This is a genomic window from Paenibacillus sp. (assembly GCF_035645195.1).
GTDB lineage: Bacteria > Bacillota > Bacilli > Paenibacillales > YIM-B00363 > Paenibacillus_AE.
Genome location: NZ_DASQNA010000007.1, coordinates 81,801 through 103,443 on the forward strand (window position 1 = coordinate 81,801; position 21,643 = coordinate 103,443).

At 62.7% G+C, this 21,643-nt stretch carries 19 protein-coding genes; 8 read left to right on the forward strand and 11 right to left on the reverse strand.

Translation table 11 applies throughout. The features are described 5' to 3' along the window. Positions 1-150: 150 nt before the first annotated feature. The 5 genes from VE009_RS01485 to VE009_RS01505 form a co-directional block, all read right to left on the reverse strand. The gene (locus VE009_RS01485; protein ID WP_325005615.1) at positions 151-1,113 is read right to left on the reverse strand and encodes an acetyl-CoA carboxylase carboxyltransferase subunit alpha; all 963 of its coding nucleotides are present in this window, start codon (positions 1,111-1,113) and stop codon (positions 151-153) included. Continuing rightward, positions 1,103-2,008, reverse strand: a complete 906-nt coding sequence (gene accD, locus VE009_RS01490; protein ID WP_414694756.1) for an acetyl-CoA carboxylase, carboxyltransferase subunit beta — start codon at positions 2,006-2,008, stop codon at positions 1,103-1,105. Before accD ends, VE009_RS01485 begins: the two co-directional genes overlap by 11 nt. A 43-nt stretch (positions 2,009-2,051) precedes the next feature. Beyond that, positions 2,052-2,240, reverse strand: a complete 189-nt coding sequence (locus tag VE009_RS01495) for a glutamate decarboxylase (RefSeq protein ID WP_325005617.1) — start codon at positions 2,238-2,240, stop codon at positions 2,052-2,054. 671 nt (positions 2,241-2,911) lie between these two features. Beyond that, positions 2,912-3,400 (reverse strand): phosphatidylglycerophosphatase A, encoded by a 489-nt coding sequence (locus VE009_RS01500; RefSeq protein WP_325005618.1) that lies wholly within the window; start codon positions 3,398-3,400, stop codon positions 2,912-2,914. Between the two features lie 244 nt (positions 3,401-3,644). Then, entirely contained in the window at positions 3,645-7,361 is a 3,717-nt protein-coding gene (locus VE009_RS01505) for a DNA polymerase III subunit alpha (protein ID WP_325005619.1), read from the reverse strand. Between the two features lie 87 nt (positions 7,362-7,448). On the opposite strand from VE009_RS01505, the gene VE009_RS01510 reads away from it, so the two are divergent. The 3 genes from VE009_RS01510 to VE009_RS01520 all read left to right on the forward strand — a co-directional run bounded on the left by VE009_RS01510 (position 7,449) and on the right by VE009_RS01520 (position 8,642). Next, entirely contained in the window at positions 7,449-7,784 is a 336-nt protein-coding gene (locus tag VE009_RS01510) for a YtrH family sporulation protein (protein ID WP_325005620.1), read from the forward strand. A gap of 7 nt (positions 7,785-7,791) precedes the next feature. Beyond that, positions 7,792-8,277 (forward strand): hypothetical protein, encoded by a 486-nt coding sequence (locus VE009_RS01515; protein ID WP_325005621.1) that lies wholly within the window; start codon positions 7,792-7,794, stop codon positions 8,275-8,277. An 86-nt stretch (positions 8,278-8,363) separates the two neighbouring features. Then, positions 8,364-8,642 carry a YtpI family protein gene (locus VE009_RS01520; protein ID WP_325005622.1) on the forward strand — a complete coding sequence of 93 codons (279 nt, stop codon included), beginning with the start codon at positions 8,364-8,366 and terminating at the stop codon, positions 8,640-8,642. A gap of 1 nt (position 8,643) precedes the next feature. On the opposite strand, the gene VE009_RS01525 is transcribed toward VE009_RS01520, so the two are convergent. Then, positions 8,644-9,957, reverse strand: coding sequence for a DRTGG domain-containing protein (locus VE009_RS01525; protein WP_325005943.1), 1,314 nt, complete (start codon positions 9,955-9,957; stop codon positions 8,644-8,646). A 161-nt stretch (positions 9,958-10,118) separates the two neighbouring features. Beyond that, positions 10,119-10,400: a hypothetical protein gene (locus VE009_RS01530; RefSeq protein ID WP_325005623.1), complete on the reverse strand. Its 282-nt coding sequence runs from the start codon at positions 10,398-10,400 to the stop codon at positions 10,119-10,121. Positions 10,401-11,179: 779 nt separating this feature from the next. Here VE009_RS01530 and VE009_RS01535 point away from each other — a divergent pair. Genes VE009_RS01535 through VE009_RS01555 form a run of 5 tightly spaced genes read left to right on the forward strand, consistent with a single transcriptional unit; the run spans position 11,180 to position 17,473 of the window. Further along, a complete protein-coding gene (locus tag VE009_RS01535) occupies positions 11,180-12,556 on the forward strand; it encodes a YheC/YheD family protein (RefSeq protein ID WP_325005624.1) in 1,377 nt (458 codons plus the stop codon). Between the two features lie 22 nt (positions 12,557-12,578). Further along, positions 12,579-13,760 (forward strand): YheC/YheD family protein, encoded by a 1,182-nt coding sequence (locus VE009_RS01540; protein ID WP_325005625.1) that lies wholly within the window; start codon positions 12,579-12,581, stop codon positions 13,758-13,760. Next, entirely contained in the window at positions 13,714-15,087 is a 1,374-nt protein-coding gene (locus VE009_RS01545) for a YheC/YheD family protein (protein ID WP_325005626.1), read from the forward strand. Before VE009_RS01540 ends, VE009_RS01545 begins: the two co-directional genes overlap by 47 nt. Further along, positions 15,088-16,374 carry a YheC/YheD family protein gene (locus VE009_RS01550; protein ID WP_325005627.1) on the forward strand — a complete coding sequence of 429 codons (1,287 nt, stop codon included), beginning with the start codon at positions 15,088-15,090 and terminating at the stop codon, positions 16,372-16,374. 1 nt (position 16,375) lies between these two features. After that, entirely contained in the window at positions 16,376-17,473 is a 1,098-nt protein-coding gene (locus VE009_RS01555; protein WP_325005628.1) for a YheC/YheD family protein, read from the forward strand. 44 nt (positions 17,474-17,517) lie between these two features. On the opposite strand, the gene VE009_RS01560 is transcribed toward VE009_RS01555, so the two are convergent. From VE009_RS01560 to VE009_RS01575, 4 genes are all read right to left on the reverse strand, one after another. Then, positions 17,518-18,204 (reverse strand): HAD family hydrolase, encoded by a 687-nt coding sequence (locus VE009_RS01560; RefSeq protein ID WP_325005629.1) that lies wholly within the window; start codon positions 18,202-18,204, stop codon positions 17,518-17,520. Between the two features lie 5 nt (positions 18,205-18,209). Continuing rightward, on the reverse strand, positions 18,210-19,235 hold the full coding sequence (gene ytvI / locus VE009_RS01565; RefSeq protein ID WP_325005630.1) for a sporulation integral membrane protein YtvI: 1,026 nt from the start codon (positions 19,233-19,235) through the stop codon (positions 18,210-18,212). A 16-nt stretch (positions 19,236-19,251) separates the two neighbouring features. Beyond that, entirely contained in the window at positions 19,252-20,349 is a 1,098-nt protein-coding gene (gene yfkAB / locus VE009_RS01570; protein WP_325005631.1) for a radical SAM/CxCxxxxC motif protein YfkAB, read from the reverse strand. A gap of 159 nt (positions 20,350-20,508) precedes the next feature. Then, positions 20,509-21,612, reverse strand: a complete 1,104-nt coding sequence (locus tag VE009_RS01575; protein ID WP_325005632.1) for an HD-GYP domain-containing protein — start codon at positions 21,610-21,612, stop codon at positions 20,509-20,511. Positions 21,613-21,643: the final 31 nt, after the last annotated feature.

Consider the following 21,643-nt stretch of genomic DNA (forward strand, 5'->3'; position numbering starts at 1 on the left):
CAACGCGTACTTCATCTATCTACGACGCCGGACGGATCTTCGCCCGCCGGCGGATCGAACGCATTCGTTCTTGTCCTCGCTCCCTGAATAAACGCACAAAGAACGCCGGGAGGTGAGTTCGATCACGCCGGCGGTCCGTTGGGCTGCAGGTCAACGCTGGATATAAGTAAACTTTCCAATCTTCCGGAATTTATGATATCGATCCTCGCGAAGCTGCTCCGGCGTCAAGGCGCTGAGCTCCTGCAGATGAGTCCATACTGCTTCCTTGATGTTCTGCGCTTGCAGGGCGATGTCGCGGTGCGCCCCGCCCTTCGGCTCCGGAACGACCTGCTCGACGATTTCGAGCTCCAGCATGTCCTTGGCCGTAATGCGCATCGCCTCGGCCGCTTGGTCCGCTTTGGACGCGTCTTTCCACAGAATCGACGCCGCGCCGTTCGGCGAAATGACCGAGTAAATCGCGTTCTCGAGCATCAGCACGCGGTTCGCGACGCCGAGCGCGAGCGCCCCGCCGCTGCCGCCTTCGCCGATGACGACGCCGATGATCGGCACCCCGAACTTCGCCATTTCCATCAGGTTGCGCGCGATCGCCTCCGATTGGCCCCGCTCCTCCGCGGCGCTGCCCGGGTACGCTCCCGGCGTGTCGATGAACGTCACGATCGGCCTGCGGAACTTGTCCGCTTGCTGCATCAGACGGAGCGCTTTGCGGAACCCTTCCGGATGCGGCATGCCGAAATTGCGCGCGATGTTGTCCTTCGTGTCTTTCCCTTTCTGATGGCCGACGACCGTGACCGGCACCCCGTTCAGCTTCGCGATGCCGCCGACGATCGCGAGATCGTCGCCGAACAGCCGGTCGCCGTGAAACTCTATGAAATCCGTGAACATGTGCTGTATGTAATCTAGCGTCGTCGGACGCTGGGCATGACGCGCGAGCTGCATCCGCTGTGCCGGCGTAATGTCGGCGTACAGTTCGGCTTCCAGCTTCGCGTACCTTTCTTCGAGTCTAGCGATTTCGTCGCTGAAATCGATGCCCCGCTCCTTGCCGAACGCCTTCAGCTCGTCGATCTTTTGACGCAGCTCGACGAGCGGCTTCTCGAACGGCATCTCACCCGGCATGCGTCGTCTCCCCTTTCGCGGCGTGCATATCGAGGAGCTGGATCAGCGTCTGCCTCATATCCTTGCGATGCACGACTTTATCGACTTGGCCGTGGGCCAGGTTAAACTCGGCGGTTTGGAAATTGTCCGGCAGCTTTTGGCGAATCGTTTGTTCGATGACGATGCGGCCGGCGAAGCCGACGATCGCGCCCGGCTCGGCGAGGATGATGTCCCCGAGCATCGCGAAGCTCGCGGATACGCCGCCAAGCGTCGGATCCGTGAACACCGAGATGAACAAACCGCCTTGCTCGCTGTGCTTCTCGAGCGCCGCGGACGTTTTGGCCATTTGCATCAAGCTCAAAATGCTCTCCTGCATCCGGGCGCCGCCGGACGTGGAGAAAATGATGAGCGGGTATTTCTTCTGCGTCGCGCGCTCGATCGCCCGGGTAATTTTCTCCCCGACGACCGACCCCATGCTGCCGCTGAAAAAGTCGAAGCTCATGACGCACAGCACGACAGGAAAGCCCCCGATCGTCCCTTCGCCGGTGACGACCGCGTCGAGCAGGCCGCTCTTCTCCTGCTGCTGTTGCAGCTTCTTCGCGTACCCCGGGAAGTCGAGCGGATCCTCGGACACCATGTCGGCATCATACTCAAAAAGACGGCCCTCATCCATCGTCAACTCGACGCGCTCTAAAGCGTTCAGCTTATGGTGATGACCGCAGGAGGTGCACACCTTGAGGTTCTTTTCGACCTCTTTGCTGAATTGAATGTGGCCGCATTTGGGGCATTTATTCATTAATCCTTCGGGAATGTCATGTTTCGCATTCGGCGAGGGAATCGTTGCGTATTTCCGTTTGTGGGAAAACCAATCTCTTATCACCAAGCACACCTCACAGAAGCAATTTCGAAATCCCATGTCGTCCGGCGTATCGAGCGATTGCGACCGGGCGGTTCAGCGTCTACATATGCAGAATCGCGGTGAGCACTTCCTGCACGTCGTTCACTTCCCCTTCGGGGACTAAAATTTCGAATTGCTGTTTCGTCAAGTTAATCGGCCGAACTTGGACGAGAAACCCCTCTTCCGTCAGTTTCTGTCGGATGCGTTCCGCGATCTTTGCCGTGGGCGCGATATAGATGACCGTCCACATGGTGGCAACCTCCTGACGCGTAATAAAGCCTGTACCAAAAAGGGGCGTCGCCGCCCGTACGAAGAACTATAATAGCATAAGTACCTAGAACATCATAGCATAACCGTGGAATTTTGGGCAAGGAAGGCGGCTTGGGCCCCGTCTATGCGCCTTTCTGTGCGCGGCGGGGAAAGGCGGTTCGGGCTCGCTGGCTTGGGCCCGTTGGCCGGCGGGGATAGCGGCTTTGTCGGCAGCCGGCACAACCATGGGCGGCGGCAAGGGAGGGGCTGTCACGCCGCCTATGCGCCTGACTTTCGCGATACGTCGACGGCGGCTTATAGGTAGGGGCTTCCCTTCTTTTGGGAATACCCCTACCTTATTTTGTGTACTCGCTACCCATCTTCCCGCCAACCCGCCTACTTTCGCGTTATGCCGGCGGGACGGCTTTGTCGCCAGCATCCATGGGCGGAAGCAAGGGAGGGGCTGTCACACCCCCACCCCGCCCACCTTCTCGGTACGCCGGCGGCGGCCTTATGGGTAGGGGCCCCCAGCGCCGAAGCCGGCTGCTTGTCCGTGCCGGAGGGGCTGCGTGCGGCGCGCCCAAGCGCGGCATTGCCGCGCCGCCGCTCGCGCAGCTTCGCGCAGGCGGACCTGCCGCGGCCGCGAAACCGTACGCGCCCGCCGCCTTCCCGTTAGCCTGCGCCGTACTGCCGCGCGTTCGGATCCTGGTGCGCGATGCGCGCCGACGCCGCCGCGGCGAGGCCGGCCGTAAGGTCGTCCAAGAACACGTGGATTCCGTTCGCCCGATGATTCAATTCGTTGATAAGGCCCGGCTTCACCTTATCCAGGTAGCCGAAGCTCGTCAGCCCGATCATGCCGTACACGTTCGTTATGCCCAAGGCGAGCGTCTCGTCGACGCCGTAGAGCGATTCGTCGTTTTCCATCAAGCTCTGAAGCGGTTCGGGCAGCAGTCCCTGCTCCGCCAATTGGTCCAAGGCGATGCCCGTGATCAGCACGTACTGCACTTCGCGCTTCTCCAACACGGCAAGCACGCTGTCCAAACAATCCTCAAGCGTCAACCGATCGTTGTAGGGCTTCTGCAACTGAAGTACAATTTCGGCGATTCGCTCCAAAGCGACGCCACGGGAAGCCAACGCCTGTAAAATCCACTCCGGCGGCATAAAAAATCTCCTCCTTCGTCCGCACCGTAGCACACGGCCTTATCGCCCCGCATCCCCGCGCAGTAACGCGGCGGACAAGCTCGATACCGATGTGAATACCAATGTATGCGGCAAAGGAGGAAACATGATCTCATCCCAAAAAAATTCACGGACCTGCAGTGCGCAAAGACGCCAGTGCGCCGAGTCCCCGCCGAGAAGAAGCGAGACAGCGGAAGCAGCCGCCCGGCGAACGGCGCGCGGCCGGCTACTTCCGCTTCACGGCGCCTTCGCCGAGCAAACGCTCGAGCTGCTTCGTCAGCACCGTCGTCACCTCGACGCGATAATCGACGCTCAGCTCCAGCAGCTTCGACTCGCGCTCGTAAAACAGCGCCACGCTCGAGCGGCCCGGATGCTTCTTCAGCAGCGACTGCAGCCTGTGCAGAATGCCAGGCTTCTCTTTGTCCGGCGCGATTTTCAAAAACAGCGTGCCTTCGTCCACCGTTCGGCTCGGCGCCGGGGCCGGCTTCGGCTCGGGCGCCGGCCGCGCGGGCCGCGGCGCGCCTGAGCCGCCAGCCGCGCCCGCACCGCCAGGGCCGCCCGAACCGCCAGCCGCGCCGGCACCGCCGGCTGGAGCCGCCCCCCGGGCGCCCCCGCCGAACCGCCGCGCCCCCGCGCCCGCGGCCCGCCGAACGGCGCCGCCGGCGCGAAGCCGCGCGAGCAGCGCGGCGTCGTCCATCGCGAACAGCTGCGAGGCGATCAGCTTCACGTCTTCGTCGCCGTGCTGCACCTTCGCCGCGACCGCGCAGATGACGCCTTTGCCCGCTAGCGACGAGCTCGTTTTCCACGTTTCCGGAAACAGCACGACCTCGACCCCGCTGACGCGGTCTTCAAGCTCAAGGAACGCCATCTGCTGCCCTTTGCGCGTGACGATCGGCTTCACCGACAGCACCATACCGAACACGACGACTTCCGTGCCCTCCTCGAGCTCCGACAGACGATGAATCGGCAGCATGTCGTACTCGTCGTACCAAGACGCGTACTGATCCAGCGGATGGCCTGTCACATACAAGCCGAGAAGCTCTCGTTCGTGCTCCAGCATCTCCATGCGGGTCATCGGCCGGATGTCGGGCATCTCGATCGTCCAGTTCGTGCTTTCGGACAAGCCGAACAGCTGAATCTGCAAATCTTCGCGCTCCTTCTTCCACTTGGCCGCCGCCTCGACCGCCTCGTCCAGCACGGCGAGCAGCTGCGCCCGGTGGCCCGGCAGCGAATCGCACGCTCCCGCGGAGATGAGCGACTCGAGCACGCGCTTGTTGCACACCCGCAAATCGACCCGTCGACATAAATCGACGAAATCGCGGAACGGTCCGCCCGAAGCTCGCGCCGACAAAATCGATTCGATCGCCTGCGTCCCGACGTTCTTCACCGCGGCGAGGCCGAAGCGAATCGCTCCCCCCACGCGAACGCCCGCCGCGCCCGCGCCGTCGTCCGCCGCCGTGCCGTCCGCCGCCGTGCTGCCGCCCCCGTCCCCGGCCACCGGCGTAAACAGCACGCCGCTCTCGTTCACGTCCGGCGGCAGCACCGGAATGCCCATCCGCCGGCATTCGTCGACGTATTCGGCAGCCTTCCGCTGGTTGCCGAGGTTCGCCGTCAGCATCGACGCCATGAACTCTACCGGATAGCGCGCCTTCAAATACGCCGTCTGGAACGCCAGCACAGCGTACGCGGTCGCGTGCGCGCGCGGGAAGCCGTAATCGGCGAACCGCACGATCATGTCGTACACCGCGTTCGCGTCCTCCTCGGCGTATCCCTGCCGTACGCTGCCCGCGACGAACGCCGCCCGCTGCTCGTCGAGCACCTCGCGCTTCTTCTTCGACACCGCGCGCCGGAGCAAGTCCGCTTCCCCGAGCGTAAAGCCCGCCATGGTAGAAGCGATCTGCATAATTTGCTCCTGGTACACGATAATGCCGTACGTATCGCGCAAAATTGGCTCGAGCGACGGATGCGGATACGTCACCGCGACCTTCCCGTGCTTGCCCGCGATATACTTCGGGATGAACTCCATCGGCCCCGGCCGGTACAGCGCCAGCACCGAAATAATATCCTCGAACCGGCTCGGCTTCAGCTCCCGCAGCACCCGCCGCATGCCCGTCGACTCGAGCTGGAACATGCCGGTCGTTTCGCCGCGGCCGAGCACCTCGTACGTCAGCGGATCGTCGTCCGGCACCTGCCGCCAGTCGACCGTCACTCCGCGCGCATCGCGCAGCCAGCCGAGCGTCCGCTCGATGATCGACAGCGTGCGCAGCCCGAGGAAGTCCATTTTCAGCAGGCCGATCGCTTCCAAATGCTCCATCGAATACTGCGTCAGCGCCGCCTGCGTCGTCCCTTCCTGCAGGGCGACCACGTTCGTCAGCGGCTCGCGCGAAATGACGACCCCCGCCGCGTGCGTGGACGCATGGCGAGGGAAGCCTTCGACCTTCAGCGCCATGCCGACCAAAGCGCCGACCTTCGCGTCCCGCTCCGCCCACGCCTTCAGCTCCGGCACGACGCGCAGCGCCTCCGCGATCGTCATCCCGAGCGAGTTCGGAATCAGCTTCGCCACCCGATCGACGTCGCCGAACGGCACGTTGAGCGCCCGCCCGACGTCCCGAACCGCGGCGCGCGCCGCCATCGTCCCGAACGTGATGATTTGCGCCACGCGCTCCCGGCCGTATTTGCGAACGACGTAGTCGATGACCTCGTCCCGCCGCTCGTCGTTGAAGTCGATATCGATATCGGGCATCGTCACGCGCGCCGGATTCAGAAACCGCTCGAACAGCAGGCCGTACCGGATCGGGTCGACGTCCGTGATGCCGAGGGCGTACGCGACGAGACTGCCCGCCGACGATCCCCGCCCGGGACCCGTCGTAATGCCGCGTTCATGCGCATACCGGATAAAATCCCATGTAATCAAAAAATAGTCCGAATACCCCATCCTGTGGATCGTGTCCAGCTCGAAGCGCAGCCTCCGCCGCAGAGCGTCTTTGAATTCGGCGTCGTGCAGCCGGTCCGCGTACCGCCGCCGCAAGCCCTCGACGCACAACGTTTTCAAATATTCGGGGCTGTCCATCCCGTCCGGCAGCGGCGAAAACTCGGGCAGCACGCTGCGGCCGAGCTCGAGCTCGACGCTGCACCGTTCCGCGATGCGCACGCTGTTCGCGATCGCCTCGGGCACATGCGGGAATAACGCCGACATTTCGTCCGCGTTTTTCAAATAAAGCTGATCGGTCGTATAGCGGAACCGCTGCGGGTCGTCGACCGTCTTGCCCATGCCGATGCACATGAGCACGTCCTGCACGGCCGCGTCCTCCCGCACCGCGTAATGGACGTCGTTCGTCGCGACGAGCGGCACGCCCTTTTCCCGGGAAATATCGACAAGCTGCGACAGCAGTTTCCGCTGCTCCAGCAGCCCGTGATCCTGCAATTCGATGAAATAGTCGTCGCCGAACAGCGCCTTGTATCGATCTACCGTCGCGCGCGCCTCGTCCGCCCGGTCCGCCAGCAGCTTCTGCGCCACCTCGCCCTTCAGGCAGCCGCTCAGCACGATCAGCCCTTCCGCATGCTTCTCCAGCAGCGCGAAGTCGATCCGCGGGCGGTAGTGGAACCCTTCCAGATGAGCCGCCGACGAAAGCCGCAGCAAATTCCGGTATCCCTCCAAATTTTTCGCGAGCACCGTCAAATGGTACGTCGGGTTGTCCTCCCGAGCGCTCTTATCGCGCATCGACACCGCCGCAACGTAAAACTCGCACCCGAGAATCGGCTTGACGCCGGCCTCGCGGCACGCTTTATAAAACGGCACAGCCCCGTACATCACCCCGTGGTCGGTCAATGCCAGCGCGGGCATGCCGAAATCGGCCGCGCGTTTCGCCAAATCGGCGATTCGGGCGGCGCCGTCCAACAGGCTGTATTCGCTGTGCACATGCAAATGGACAAAGGAACTCATGTTCGCATCACCGAAAATATTGTATCATATTGCGCGCGTCTTGTCCCATACATATAAAAGAGAAGCTTCGGAAGAGGAGGAACAGCCGTGTCCGCGACCGATTTTTTGTCGAAGGCGATTCAAGATTTCTTCGTGGCGTTCGGCGTCGTGTTCGGGGCGTCGATGCTCGCCGGCATGAGTTCGATTTTGACGATGCAGCCGCCGGGACCGGCGGAAACGATGCGCCAGCTGTCCGAGAACGTGAAAATTTGGGCGGTCGTCGTCGCCATCGGCGGCACGATCGATCCGATCCGGTTCATCGAGCATTCGGTGACCGAGGGCTATTTTTCGCCGGCGGCGAAACAAATCATGCTCATCCTGTGCGCGTTCCTCGGCGCCCATTCCGGCACCGAGCTCATCCGCTGGATGGTCGCGCCGAGGTAACGGGCCGATGCGCGTGCCGAACCTGCAGCGCTCCCCGTCGTTCATGCAGGGGATCGGCCTGCTGCTGTGCGGAGTCGTGTTCGGAGCCGCCGTCATGACCGGCGTCGCCCAGCGGACGGTGCAGGAGCTGCAGTACGATATCGACCGGTTGGAAAAGGAAAATCGTTCGCTGACGGATCAAGTCGCCAGTTACGAAAAGGTGAAAAACCGCCGCAACGTCATCGACCGCACCTCCGTGCGCTGGGACCCGGAGCAGAAGGATCTCGGCAAAGCGACGCACGCGGAGCTCGAGGACCGCATCGGGGCGGATTTGCTTAAGCTCATAGGCCAGCCCGTGCATGCGGACATGTATACGCTGTACCGGGAGCTGATCAACGGCAAGGTGTATTACGGCGTGGGCGACAAAGATTACCGCATCCGGCTGACCATGCTGTCCGTCGTCGGGACGGAATGCATCGTGTTCGTTCGAGCGGATGAGTTTTTACCGGAATGAACCGGGGGGCGGCCGCATTGATTTTGCCGCGGAAAAACGGTACAGTGGTGACGCGTTCCATTTTTCCGAAAGTCAGGTGGCTGGTCATGATTTACATCTTTTATGCGGGCATCGTGGTATGCTGCGTGCTCTCCGTCATATTCAGCTTCCGTTCGCGTCGGGCCTCCGACCCGAACGTTCGCGGACTGAACGCCGCGCGCATGAATTTGTCGAACGGCGCGCTGCTCATCCTCGCTTCGCTCGTACAGTTTCTGCTGTTCGAGCCGGATACGGTCCGCATCGTCGTCGGCTCGCTGTTTCTGCTGATCGGCGCGTTCAACGTGTTCGCCGGGTTCCGCAATTACGGACATTTTTCCCGCAAATAAGCTACATCTGGTCGATCAGCTGCGCCGTTAGGATCGCCTTGGCGACGAGGGACGAGCCCAGATGCACCTCGACGTCGACCTTGCCGAACTTCCGGCTCAGCTCGATCAGCTGCGGGCGGACGACGATTTCGTTATCGATTTGGAGCGGCTTCAAGAAAAACGTCGACATGCTGTCGAGGACGAGGTCGCCCTTCTTGACGAGCTTGATCGCGCGGAACGCCGACTGCGACATGAGCGTCGTCAGCACGCCTTCGGAGACGGTGCCGAACGACGACGTCATCTGCGGCGTGATCGTGCCGCGGAACGCGACCCGCCCGTCCGCCTCCCGCTCCTCTTCGAACGACGACAGGATCAAATCCTCGATCGTCTCGCCGATCTGCGGCTGCTTCTGGATAAACTGCATCCCCTTCAGCACGTCCTGCCTCGAAATAATGCCGATCAGCTTCCGGCCGTGATCCGTCACGGGCAGCTGCTCGACGCCCTCCCACACCATCATGTGCGCGGCCGACGCGACCGACGTTCGCGCGCCGACCGTGATCGGGCTTTTCGTCATCACTTTGTCGATGCGGTCGTTCGGCGACGAGCCGACGACGTCCTTCGACGTCACCATGCCGATCAACCGGTGGTGATCGTCCACGACCGGGAAGCGGCTATGCCCCGACTGCTCCACGGCGGCGTTCCAGTCCGCGACGGTCATTTGCCCGCGCAGCGTCATCGTTTCCTCGCTCGGGATCATAATGTCCTCGACGAGGAGGATTTTCTTTTTGATCAGCCGGTCGTAAATGGCGCGGTTGATGAGCGAGGCGACCGTGAACGTGTCGTACGAGCTCGAAATGATCGGCAGCGCCAGCTCGTCTGCCTGCTTGCGGACCGCCGTGCTCGCGCCGAAGCCGCCGGTGATGAGCACGCCCGCGCCGAGCTCGAGCGCCACGCCGTGCGCTTTCTCCCGGTTGCCGACGATGAGCAGGCTGCCGGCGTCGATGTACTTCACCATCGCTTCGAGCTGCATGGCGCCGATGACGAATTTGCCGAGCGTTTTGCCGAGGCCTTCGGCTCCGCCGAGCACCTCGCCGTCGACGATGTTCACCACCTCGGCGAACGTCAGCTTATCGATATTGTTGCGAGCCTTCGGCTCGATTCGGACGGTGCCGATCCGCTCCTTCGTCGCCACCAGTCCCGACGCTTCCGCCTCTTTGATTGCCCGGTACGCCGTCCCTTCGCTGACGCCGACGTCTTTTGCGATTTTCCGCACCGAAATTTTGTCTCCGACCTTCAGCGCTTGAATATATCGAATGATCTGCTCATGCTTCGTCATCGTCTCTTGCGTCGTCAAATCCAAGACTGTTACACCCCAATTTCCGCATCTGTACCATTCTGTTTCATTATAGCGTGAAAGCGGCGCCGTTGCACGAGATTTCCGCGTTCGGCGCCGCAAAAGAAAAAACGCCCCGAAGGGCGTTGCGCGCGGCGATGCCGCTAGGATTGCCCGCCGCGGCGGGCGATGCGCCGTTCGAGCAGCTGCGCGAGCTGGCGGCGCCGGTGGCGCTTCACCCGGTCGAGCTGCGCGGCGGTTTCCTCGTCCACGCGAAGGATCGCGTGGAGATGCGACGCGACGATGGCGAGCGCGAAGAGAATCCACACGATGCCGAACACTGTCGGCAGCGTCCAGCCTTGCCCGATTTCAAGGCGCGGCACGGCGTAAATGAGCATGCCGAGCGCGATGCTCATATACACGATGTTTTTCGTCGTTCTGTTCATGGGTACGTTCCCTCCCGTTTTGACCGCTTACGCTCATTGTATGAGACAGGCCGGGCGAATAGACCCGGCCGGCGGGCCGCGGAGGCGGGCGTGAGGCGGCAGAGTGCGTCCTCCCCCTCGTTGGCGGCGGTCACCCCAGCGTTAAGCGAGTTAAGCGCAAAAGTGCAGCTATTTCGCATGCGGACGGCGGTTCCCCAAGCATTAGGCGCAAATGTGCGGTTATTTCCCGTACAAGCGGCGATCACCCAAGCGTTAGGCGCAAAAGTGCGGCTATTTCGCGTTCAAGGGGCGATCACCCAAGCGTTAGGCGCAAAAGTGCGGCTATTTCGCGTTCAAGCGGCGATCACTCAAGCTTTAGGCGCATTTGTGCGGCTATTTACCGTACAAGCGGCGATCATCCAAGCGTTAGGCGCAAATGTGCGGCTATTTCCCGCACAAGCGGCGATCATCCAAGCGTTAGGCGTATATGTGCGGCTATTTCGCGTGCGTACGGCGGTTTCCCAAGCATTAGGCGCAAAAGTGCGGCTAATTCCCGTACAAGCGGCGATCACCCAAGCGTTAGGCGCAAAAGTGCGGCTATTTCCCGTACAAGCGGCGATCAGCCAAGCGTTAGGCGCTAATATGCGCTTATTATCCCCTCCAGCCGCCGAACGAGGCCCAAACCGCCGCGTTTTCCGCCCCCCGCCCAAATTTCTCCGCGATTCACCTTCATCCTTAGGCACTCATATGATGTTTTAGTCTATGTCGCCTAACTCCTCGAAGTCGGAAGGAGAACCCTTATGTCCAAAACCAAAGTCAGAATCAAGGTTGCATCGGTCCGGTCCGGCGAGCCGGCGGACGATCACGCGGTATGGGTGAGCTCCTCGCTTCTGCGCAAATGGGGCGTCGAGCCGAACCAGTCGGTCAACCTGCGGTTCGGCGCGTTCCGCAGCTACGTCAGGGTCATGCCGGCGGCGAAGACGCAGTACGTCCGCGTCGGCGCAAGCCTCGCCGCGAGCATGGGCCTGTCCAACGGCGCGCAGCTTCGCGCCGCCTATCGGCCCTCGACGCAAACGCTCGCCATCGGGCCGTTGATCGGCGTCATCATGTCCCGCGCTTCGCCCGATGAGTCGAACCGCCCGTTCGGCGACATGACCGCATTCTGCCGCGAGCTGGTCGACGCCGCGAAGGCGGAAGGCGCGTTCGTTTACTTCTTCCCCCCGTCGGGCATCGGCTCCGACCGCGGCACGATTCAAGGGTGGACGTACTCGAACGGCTGGCGCCGGAGCGACTTCCCCGTGCCGGACGTGCTGCACAACCGGTTGACGTCAAGAAAGCTGGAAAACCTGGAAAGCGTCCAACAGCTGTTCAAAGAAGCGAAATCCCGCTACGGCACGCAAGTGTTCAACGAGAAATATTTGGATAAAACCGAAGTGTTCGCCGCGCTGCGGCGCGAGGTGGCGCTGCACCGGTACTTGCCGGAATCGCACGCGTTCACGGGCTACGACACGTTGAAAGCGATGGCGGCGAAACACCGGATCCTGTTCTTGAAACCGATCCGCGGCTCCCTCGGCAAAGGCATCATCCGCCTCGTGCGCCACGAGACCGGAGGGTACGCCGCCCACTTCAGCGAACCGACCGGCACGCGGCGCGCGATGTACCCGTCGCTGGCGAAGGCGTACGCCGTCGTATCGCAGCGGATGAAGCGGCAAAAGTTCCTCATCCAGCAAGGACTGCAGCTCGCCGCGGTCGACGGCCGGCCGATCGACTTCCGCGCGCTGACCCAGAAGGGGCTGACCGGCGAATGGGGCGTCACGTCGATCGTCGGACGGATCGCCGGGCCGAACCACTTCGTCTCGAACCTCGCGAAGGGCGGCACGATCGCGCCGCTCAAGACGGCGATCGCCAGGTCCAATCTGCCCGCCGGACGGAAGGCGGCGGCCGCGGCGTCGCTGCGCAAGGCGGCCGTCGAGATCGCGAAAGGCGTCGACAAGACGATCGACGCGCACTTCGGCGAGCTCGGCGTCGACCTCGCCGTCGACCAAGGCGGCCGCGTGTGGCTGCTCGAGGTCAATTCGAAGCCGTCGAAGAACGACAACACGCAGCTGACGACCGGCAAAATTCGCCCGTCCGTCAAAACGCTGATCCAATACGCGCGGCATCTCGCGCGGTTGTGAGCGCACCGAGGAGGCGAACGAGATGAATTCTGAGGCAGCGAACGGCCCGGCGTATCTCGGCATCCTCGTCACGGCGAAGCGCGGGAGCGGCGCGCCGTTCTCGAGCCGGGCGTTTTACCGGCGGCTGGACGCGGCGGCGCGCTCGCGCGGCTTCGCAACGTACGTGTTCGCGCCTGAATGGATCGATTGGGAACGCAAACAAATCCGCGGCTACGCCTACGACGAGTCGTCGGGCGAATGGACGCGCGGCCGCTTCCCGTTCCCGCGCGTCGTGTATGACCGCGCCTTCTTCCGCACGAAAGCCGAGCTCGACCGGCATCGGGCGCTGCTGCGGCGGCTGACCGCGGAGCGAGGCGTCGAGCTGCTCGGCCTGTGCCTCGGCGGCAAGCTCGAGGTGCACCGCCTGCTCGCGAAGGACCCCGAAACGGCGGCCCTGCTGCCGGCGACGGCGCGATACACCGGCCCCGGCGCGCTCGCGCGGTGGCTGAGGGAACGCGGCGAGGCGGTGCTGAAGCCGAACGGCAGCTCCCACGGCCGCGGCGTATTCCGGCTGCGGCGGATCGGACCGGACGCGTACGAGGCGCGCGGCCGCACCCGCGCCAACCGCCCCGCGGCGTACCGCTTCGGCAGCCTGAACGCGCTGCTCCGGTGGGTCGACCGGAGGCTCGTGGCCGACAGCCGCTTCCTCGTGCAGGCGTACTTGACGCTGACGGCGAACGACGGCGCCCCCTATGACATACGCGCGCTAGTGCAGAAAGACGGCGAAGGCCGGTGGCGGCTCACCGGCGCCGCCGCCCGCGTCGGCGCGGTCGGCGGGCTGACGTCGAATCTGCACGGCGGCGGAACGTCCCGGGAGGCGGCGGATTTCTTGCTTGAACAGTTCGGCGAGGCGGAGGCGGAGCGGATCCTCGAGTCGATCCGCGCTGCGTCCATGGCCGTGCCTCGAGTGCTCGAGCGCTGGCACGGCCCGCTCCTCGAGCTCGGCATCGATTTCGGCGTCGATCGGCGCGGGCGGGTGTGGCTGCTCGAGGTCAACTCGAAACCAGGAAGAATGTCATTCGCTCGGCTTCACGATCAAAGCGTAAGAATCGCGGCCGTGACAAGTCCGATTCGCTATGCACGGTACGTCTTGGACCGGCAACTAGGAGGACAGATCAATGAGTTTGACGGTAAGCAAGATTCATTTTACGAGAAGAACGGATAGAGCGGTGTATCTGACCCCTGCGCTGGCCAAGGAGCTGCGGCTCCGCGGGGGCGGCACGGTGGACGTCAAGCTCGGCGGCAAAACGGTGACGGCGCAGGTGAAAGCGCAGAAGGGCAAAGGCCGTCATCTGTACTTGCCGGCCGCCATTCGCGAGGCGATCCGCGCGCCGAAAACCGGCAACATTTATTTGTCGACGGCGGACGGCGGCACGACGGTGCGGATCGGCCCGTTGATCGGCGTATTGACGAGCGGCGGCGGCACCGCGGCGCGGCCGTTCGGCTCGCGCACGGGGCTCATCCGGGAGCTCGTGCGCGCCGGCAGCGGCAAAGCGTACGTGTTCGCCTTCACCCCGAAGGACGTCGACTGGGACCAGAACACGGTGCTCGGCTACTTCGCCGATCCCGACGGCGGCTGGTCGCGGCGCACGGTGCCGCTGCCCGACGTCGTTTACAACCGCCTGGCGAGCCGAAGCGCGGACGTGTCGCTCGGCATGGAGCAATTGAAGCAGCGCTTCCTGCGCCGCAACATTCCGATTTTCAACTGGAGCTTTTATAACAAGTGGGACGTCTACCGCATGCTCGAAGACGAACCGGAAGCGTATAAGCATGTGCCCGAATCGACGTTGAACCCGACGCCGGAGCAAATGCGGGAAATGCTGCGCCGCCATAAGTTCATTTATTTGAAACCGACCGGGGGCAGCCTCGGAAAAGGCATATACCGCATCACGTACGCGCCCGGCAAAGGCTATTTCGCCCGCTTCCGAAGCAACGGCAAAAACACGTTGCTTCGGTTTCAAAACTTCTCCAGCCTCATGACGATGCTCGGCGCCTCGAGCGGGCGGCTCCGCCGCTACGTCGCGCAGCAAGGGATTCGCTTGATCGACATCGAAGGCAATCCGATCGATTTCCGCTTTCACCTGGTGCGCAATCAGAGCAATCAATGGGTCGTCGCGGGCATCGGGGCGAAGATGGCCGGCCGGGGCAGCGTGACGACGCACATCAAAAACGGCGGCACCCTCATGACGCCCGAGCAGGCGCTCGGCCGCGTGTTCGGCGACAAGGCGAGCGACGTGCTCGACCGCATGAAGAACGTCTCCATCAAGCTCGCGGAGGCGATCCAAAACAACTCCCGCCATCACGTCGGCGAGCTCGGCTTCGACCTCGGCGTCGACACGAACGAGCATATTTGGATGTTCGAAGCGAACTCCAAGCCGGGGCGCTCGATCTTCAAGCACCCCGCACTGAAGGAAGAAGGGCGCGAAACACTCTCCCTCGTCTTCCAGCATTGCCTCTATCTCGCGAAGTTTCGCAAGAGGGGGAATGCGTAAATGGCGTGGCTGACGCAACCCGAGCGCGAGGGCTCGCCCGCGCCCCGCGCGGCCGTTCCCGTCGCCGCGATTCTCACGTATCGCGACGGCACCCGCATCTTTCGCGGCAACCGCGACAATTTCATCGATCTGTTGCGCACCGCGAAGGAAGAAGGCGTCGTCGCCTATATCGTCGCGCAGGACGATCTCGACGTGAACGCATCCACGATCAAAGGGTACGTGTATTCGCCCTCGAAGAAAAAATGGGTGCGCGGCGAACGGCCGTTCCCGAACGTCGTGTACAATCGGATTCCGTACCGCAAATTCGAGCAGCTGCCCGAAGTGCAGGAGCTCATCAAGGCGTGCTTGCGCCATCCGGACATCCGCTTTTTCAATCCGTCCTTCTTCAGCAAATGGAGCTTGTTCGAATGGCTGAACGGCTCGCGCCTCACTCGGCGCCATATCCCGGAGACGGTGAAGCTGAACGGCCTTCACGACTTCACGCGCATGGTGCGCAATCACCGGATCGTCTACCTGAAGCCGGTGAAGGGCAAAGCGGGCAAAGGCATCATGAAGGTCCAGCGCCTGACCTCCGTCAAACGGCCGCAGGGCGCCGCCCAATACCGGCTGACGTGCCAAAGCGCCGAAGGAACCGAATCCGCCGTGTACGACTCGATTCCGACCATGTACGAGACGGTGAAGCGCACGATGGACGGGAAGGAATATATCGCCCAGCAGGGCATCTCGCTCGCCTCGGCGGGCGGGCGGCCGTTCGACCTTCGGGTGCTCGTGCAGAAGAGCGCCAAAGGCGAATGGCGCGTATCGGGCATCGGCGCCCGCGTCGCCGGGGAGTCGAGCATCACGACCCACGTCCCCCGCGGCGGCTCGATCGGCGATCCCGAGAAGCTGCTGACCCATGTGTTCGGCGCGGCCTCGGCGCGCGCGACGCTGCAGACGGCGCGCGAGACGGCGCTGGAGCTCGCGGCGCAAATCGAGAAAGGGGCCGGTCACACGCTCGGCGAAATGTCGATGGATCTCGGCGTCGACAAATCGGGAAAGCTGTGGTTTTTCGAAGCGAACTCGAAGCCGATGAAATTCGACGAGCCGCATATCCGCGAAACGTCGCTGCGCCGATTGGTCCGGTTTTGGAAATACCTCGTGAACCAGCCGACCGAACGTTCGGCCCGCCTTGCGGAGCTGCCGGCGTCCGGCGGCGAGGGGGCGCGGCGGGGGCGCGGGCGCGGGCGCGCGCGGCGCGCGGGCGTCGAAGGGCGGCGCGGGGGCGCCGCGAAACGAAGGAGGCGGTAGCATGGCGGGCACGTTCCGACTTGGCGTCATGGCTCTCTATTTGAACGGCAACCGGCTGGAGGAGCTCCCTTTCTTCCGCCGGCTGCTGAAGGAAGCGAGACGAATGGGCATCGAGGCGTACGTGTATACGCCGGAAGACGTCGATGACGGCAAGCGCCGCGTCCTCGCCCACGTCTATGAAGAAGGGCGGGGCTGGCAGCGGCGGTGGATGCCGTTCCCGGACGTCGTGTTCGACCGGTGCCGGTACCAAAACACGCCCCGCTTCCGCAAGCTCCGGGAATTTCGCGGGCGGTACGGCGACCTCTTGTACATGAACCGCCCGCTCGCCAACAAATGGGCGATTCACCAGCTGCTCCACAAAGACAAGGACATCCGCCCCCACCTGCCGGAATCCGTCATGTACCGCGGCGCCGGCGCCTTGGCGGACTTCGTGAAGAAACACGGCATCGCGTTCGTCAAACCGGTCAACGGCACCGGCGGACGCGGCGTCGTCCGCATCGAGCGCGCGGGCGACGGACGCTTCCAAGTGCGAGGCCGCGACAAGCAGCGGCGCATTCTGCCGAAGCTGCGCGGGTCGGCGGAGGGCGTCGGCCGGCTCATCGCGCGGCTCGGTCTCGCCGACAATTCGCTGATGCAGCAGGGCATCGAGCTGACGCTGCCGAACGGGCGGGTGCACGATTACCGAATGCTCGTGCAGAAGACGGGAGAGGGCCGCTGGGAGGTGACCGGCTGCGCGGGACGCGTCGGCGCCGAGCGGAGCGTGACGTCGAACTTGCACGGGGGCGGCAAAGCGGTCGCCGCAGGCAAGCTGCTCCGGAAGACGTTCGGCAGCGAATCGAAGGCGTCGGCCGTCGAGGAAGACATGCGCGAGCTGGGCCTCCTCGTCGTGAAACGGCTCGAGGACCATTACCGCGACATGTGCGAGCTCGCGCTCGACCTCGCCGTCGACCGCGACGGACGGGTATGGCTGCTCGAAATCAACCCGAAGCCGGCGCGCGAAGTGTTCCGCCGCATCGGAGAGTCCGAGACGTACCGCCGCGCCATCCGCACGCCGGTCGAATACGCGCGATGGCTGTACGAGCGCGAACGCAAAAAATGACGCGAAGGAGCCTCGCTCCCTCGCGTCATCGTTTGTCTGTCGTTTTATTTCGTCGTCTCCGCAATCCCCAGCAGGTCCAGCAGCTCGGGGAACGCCCGAATCCGCATCTCGGCGCCGCGCAGCTCGTCCTGCGGCACGCCGAACGCGGCGTACTCGCATCCGACGACGGGCAGACCGTTCTTGCTGCCCGCCTCGACGTCGGACGACCGGTCGCCGACCATCCAAGCCGAAGCCACCTCGTGCCGGTCCAGCAGCAGCCGCACGAGGTCGACCTTCGAAGCCGTACGGAATTCTCCTGCGGAGTACAAGCCTTCGAATCGGTCCGCGATGCCGAGCGCCTTGGCGACGCCTTTCACATACGGCTCGAGGCCGTTGCTCGCGACGAACAGCCGGTAGCCTTCTTCCTGGAGCTTCCGCAGCGTCTCGTCGACGCCCGGATACAGCTCTCCCGCGCCTGCGCCGAGCAGCGCGAGCTGCTCTTCCAACAGCAGTTCGTCCATCCGCAGGCGCGTCCGTTCGTCGGAGTTCGGGAGCACCCGGCTCCAAATGTCCTTCAGCAGCATGCCGAGCGAGCCGAGCAGCACGTCGGCTGACGGCATCGCATCACGCGTCAAGCCTTCGCCCGCGAGGCGCGCGTACGCCCGCTCGAACGCGGGCACGATGTTCGATTCCGTTCGAAACAGCGTGCCGTCCATATCGAAAATGAGCGCTTGCGGTGTTCTCTCTACCATATCCGTTACTCCAAACGTATTTTGATTTTCAGCAGTCCGACCTTCACCATCGCCTGATATATGATGACGACGATCGGTCCGAGAATGAGCCCGATCGCACCGATGAGCTCAAAGCCGACGTACAAGCTGATCAGCGTCGGCAGGGCGCCGATGCCCATTTGCTCCCCGAGAATTTTCGGTTCGACGATGCGGCGGAACACCGTAATGACGATGAACAGCACGAGCAGCCCGATCGCAAGACGCGTATCGCCGATGAAAGCCGAGTACGCCGCCCACGGCACCAGGACGGAGCCCGTGCCGAGTACGGGCAATATGTCGACGACGATGATGAGGAACGTGATCGCCAGAGCGTACCGGACGTCCAGCAGCAGCAGACCCCCGAAGGCGATCAAGAACGTCATGCCGCTCAGCATGAACTGCGCGCGGATGAAGCCGAACAGCGCGCTGCGCAAATTGAGCAGCACCTCCGCGATTTTATCCCGCGATTTCTCTTCGAAAAACGACAGGAACGAATGTTGGATCGTCGCCATGCTGAAGCTGAATAAATACAGCGCGACGAAAAACACCAAGAAATAAATGAGCACGTTCGGCAGCGTCTTGAGCACGTCGAACGTATAGCCCGACAGCTGCGTGGCGACACCCTGGAGCGAGCGGATTTGCCCGTTCGCGTAAACGCGGATGTTTTCCGCGACGTCCGGGGGCATGTTCACCGTCAGCGTCTCGAGCCGCGCGACAGCCTCGAGCACCAAGGCGTTCAGTTCGTTGTAGTCCAAGTTGCGGATGAGCGCGATAATTTCGGAGACGATCTTGGCGATCAATAAATAAATGATTCCGAGCACCGCCGCCACGAACGCCGTGCACGTAATCGTCCCTGCAGCGATGCGGTTCATTTTCAAATAGCGCATGATCAGCCCGTTCAGCGGTTCAAGGAAAATCGCGAACACGAGGGCCAGCAAAAACGGAGAACCGACCGTGAACAGAGCGTACAGGAACGCTAAACCAAGAGTTATAATCAGTACGTTTCTAAGCACTGCTACACCCCGATCGCTATAAAATTGCCTTGCGCTGCAAAAAATCGACGTCGCGGTAATACATATCGGCGACCAGCAGATTCGGACCGCAGCAGTTCGCCGCCGGGCAATGGCAGCTCACCTTGCGCTGCAGCGGATGCTCGGTCCATCGATCGAACAGCTCGTCAAGCGAATCGTTCTGCACGTTGCCGACCGGCGGCACGTCGGAGAAGTCGGTCACGGTGACGTCGCCCGTGAACGTATTGACGTTGAGCCGGTTGCGGCCGTCCGGATCGTTGCGGACGGTGACGTTCGGCTCGGCCGCGAGCCGCCGCACGAGCTCCCGGTCCTCCGGGCTCTGACTGCAAGCGAAGAACGGCAGCGTCCCGAACAGCATCCAGACCGAACGGTCCCGCGCGTCGAGCAGCGTCTTCACGGCGGCCCGCAGATCGTCGATCGGCAGCATCGGCAGCTTCGACGCGAAAGCGCTCGGGTACATCGGGTGCACCTCGTGCCGGCGGCAGCCCATCTCGACGACATGGCGGTGAATGTCCGCGATGGACTGATGCGTCCGGTAGTTGATCATCGATTCGGCGGAGACGAACGCGCCCCCGTCCGCGAGCTTGCGCGCGTTCTCGATCATGCGGTCGTACATGCGCGAAGCAGTTTCGAGCCCGATCGAGCGGCCGGCGTTCGCGAAGCCGATCCGGTGGAAATCTTCCGGGCCCAAATAGTTATACGAAATGTGGAACACGTCGATATAAGGAGCAAGCGTCTCGTACCGACCGAAATCGAGCGTCAGATTCGTATTGATTTGCGTGCGGACGCCGCGGCTCTTCGCGTACTGCAGCAGCGGCACGATATAATCTCGCATCGATTCCGCGTCGTACGACGGTTCGCCGCCGGTGACGCTGATCGTCTCGAGCCGCTCGACTTCGTCAAGCCGCTTCAGCACCGTCTCAAGCGGAATGCGCGGGCCTTCCTTCTGCACCAGCGCGTCGCCGACGGCGCAATGCTCGCAGCGCATATTGCATAAATTCGTAACGGTAAATTCCACGCTCGTGAGCACATGTCTGCCGTACCGTTCCAACGAACGGATCGGATCCCAAGGGTCTAGCAATCGTTGTACGTTCATATTACACCTCGTATTTTATTGTACCTGAAACGAAACGATTTTGGAAACCAAACCGATACGTTGACATATCGGGCGCGGCGGCGCATCGCTTCCGCGTTCTTCGGAGCCGTCGCCGAAAAATACGAAAGCTCCGGTTCTTGGAACCGGAGCTTAGCCGCGTTACGCGCTGATTTCGGGGAACGAGACGTTCACGTCTTGGATATAAACGGTCAGCGATTTGGATAAATCCACTTCGTACGGCGCGACGCGGCGCCCTTCCCCGTCGTACAGCACCCGAACGACCGGCCGCTGCGGCGAGACCGCGTTCACGTCGACGACGACGCCGATTTCGCCCCCGTTCAGACCGACGAGCATCCCGATCGGGTAGATGGCGACTTTATCGCGGAACATTTCGATTTTGGACAAGTCGTACAGCGTGCCCGCGCCGGCGTACAGCCGCTCCATCGCTTCGTGCGGCAGCATCGCGTTCCGGTATACCCGGTGCGTCGTCATGGCGTCGTACGAATCCGCGAGCGCGACCCATTGGGCGTACTCTTGGATCTCGCTGCCCGCGATGCCCCGGGGATAACCCGTGCCGTCCAGCCGCTCGTGATGCTGCAGGGCGATATGAGCCGACAATAGCGGCACGTTGGGCTCGTCCTTCAGCATTTTGAAGCCGACCGTCGTGTGCGTCTTGATCAGTTCGAACTCTTCCTGCGTCAAACGGGAGGGCTTCAGCAACACGTCCTGCGGGAGCGCCGTTTTGCCGATGTCGTGGAGCAGCGCGCCCAGCGCAAGGGTGTACAGCTCGCTCCGTCCGTAACCGTACGCTTGCCCGAGAATGGATGAATAAATGCAGACGTTCACGGAATGCTGGAACAAATAATGGTCCGAGGCGTGAATGTTGACGAGCATCAGCATCGCGTCGCTGCTAGCGGTGATGTCGTCCAAAATCATGTCGATGACGGAGCGGAACGCGCGTCCGAGCTGCAGCCCGTTGACGGAGCGCTTCCGCATCGCGTTGTCCATGAGATGGCGGAATTGCGTCCGCACTTCGTTGACCGCGCGAGCCCTCGTTTCTTGGGAGACGATGTCCCGGAACACCAAATCCTCCGTACGCTCATCCTCTACATATATGAAACGGATGCCGAACCTCTCGAGCCGGGCCAGCATCGATTCCGTCAGCTCCATGCGCGCCCCCAGCAGGACGAGCCCGTCGTCGCTGAAGATCGCCTTCCCGAGCCGCATGCCCGGCTTACACAACTGCACTGGCAATAAAAGCATACCGTTCCCTCGCTTTAGTTTCAGGTCTGGA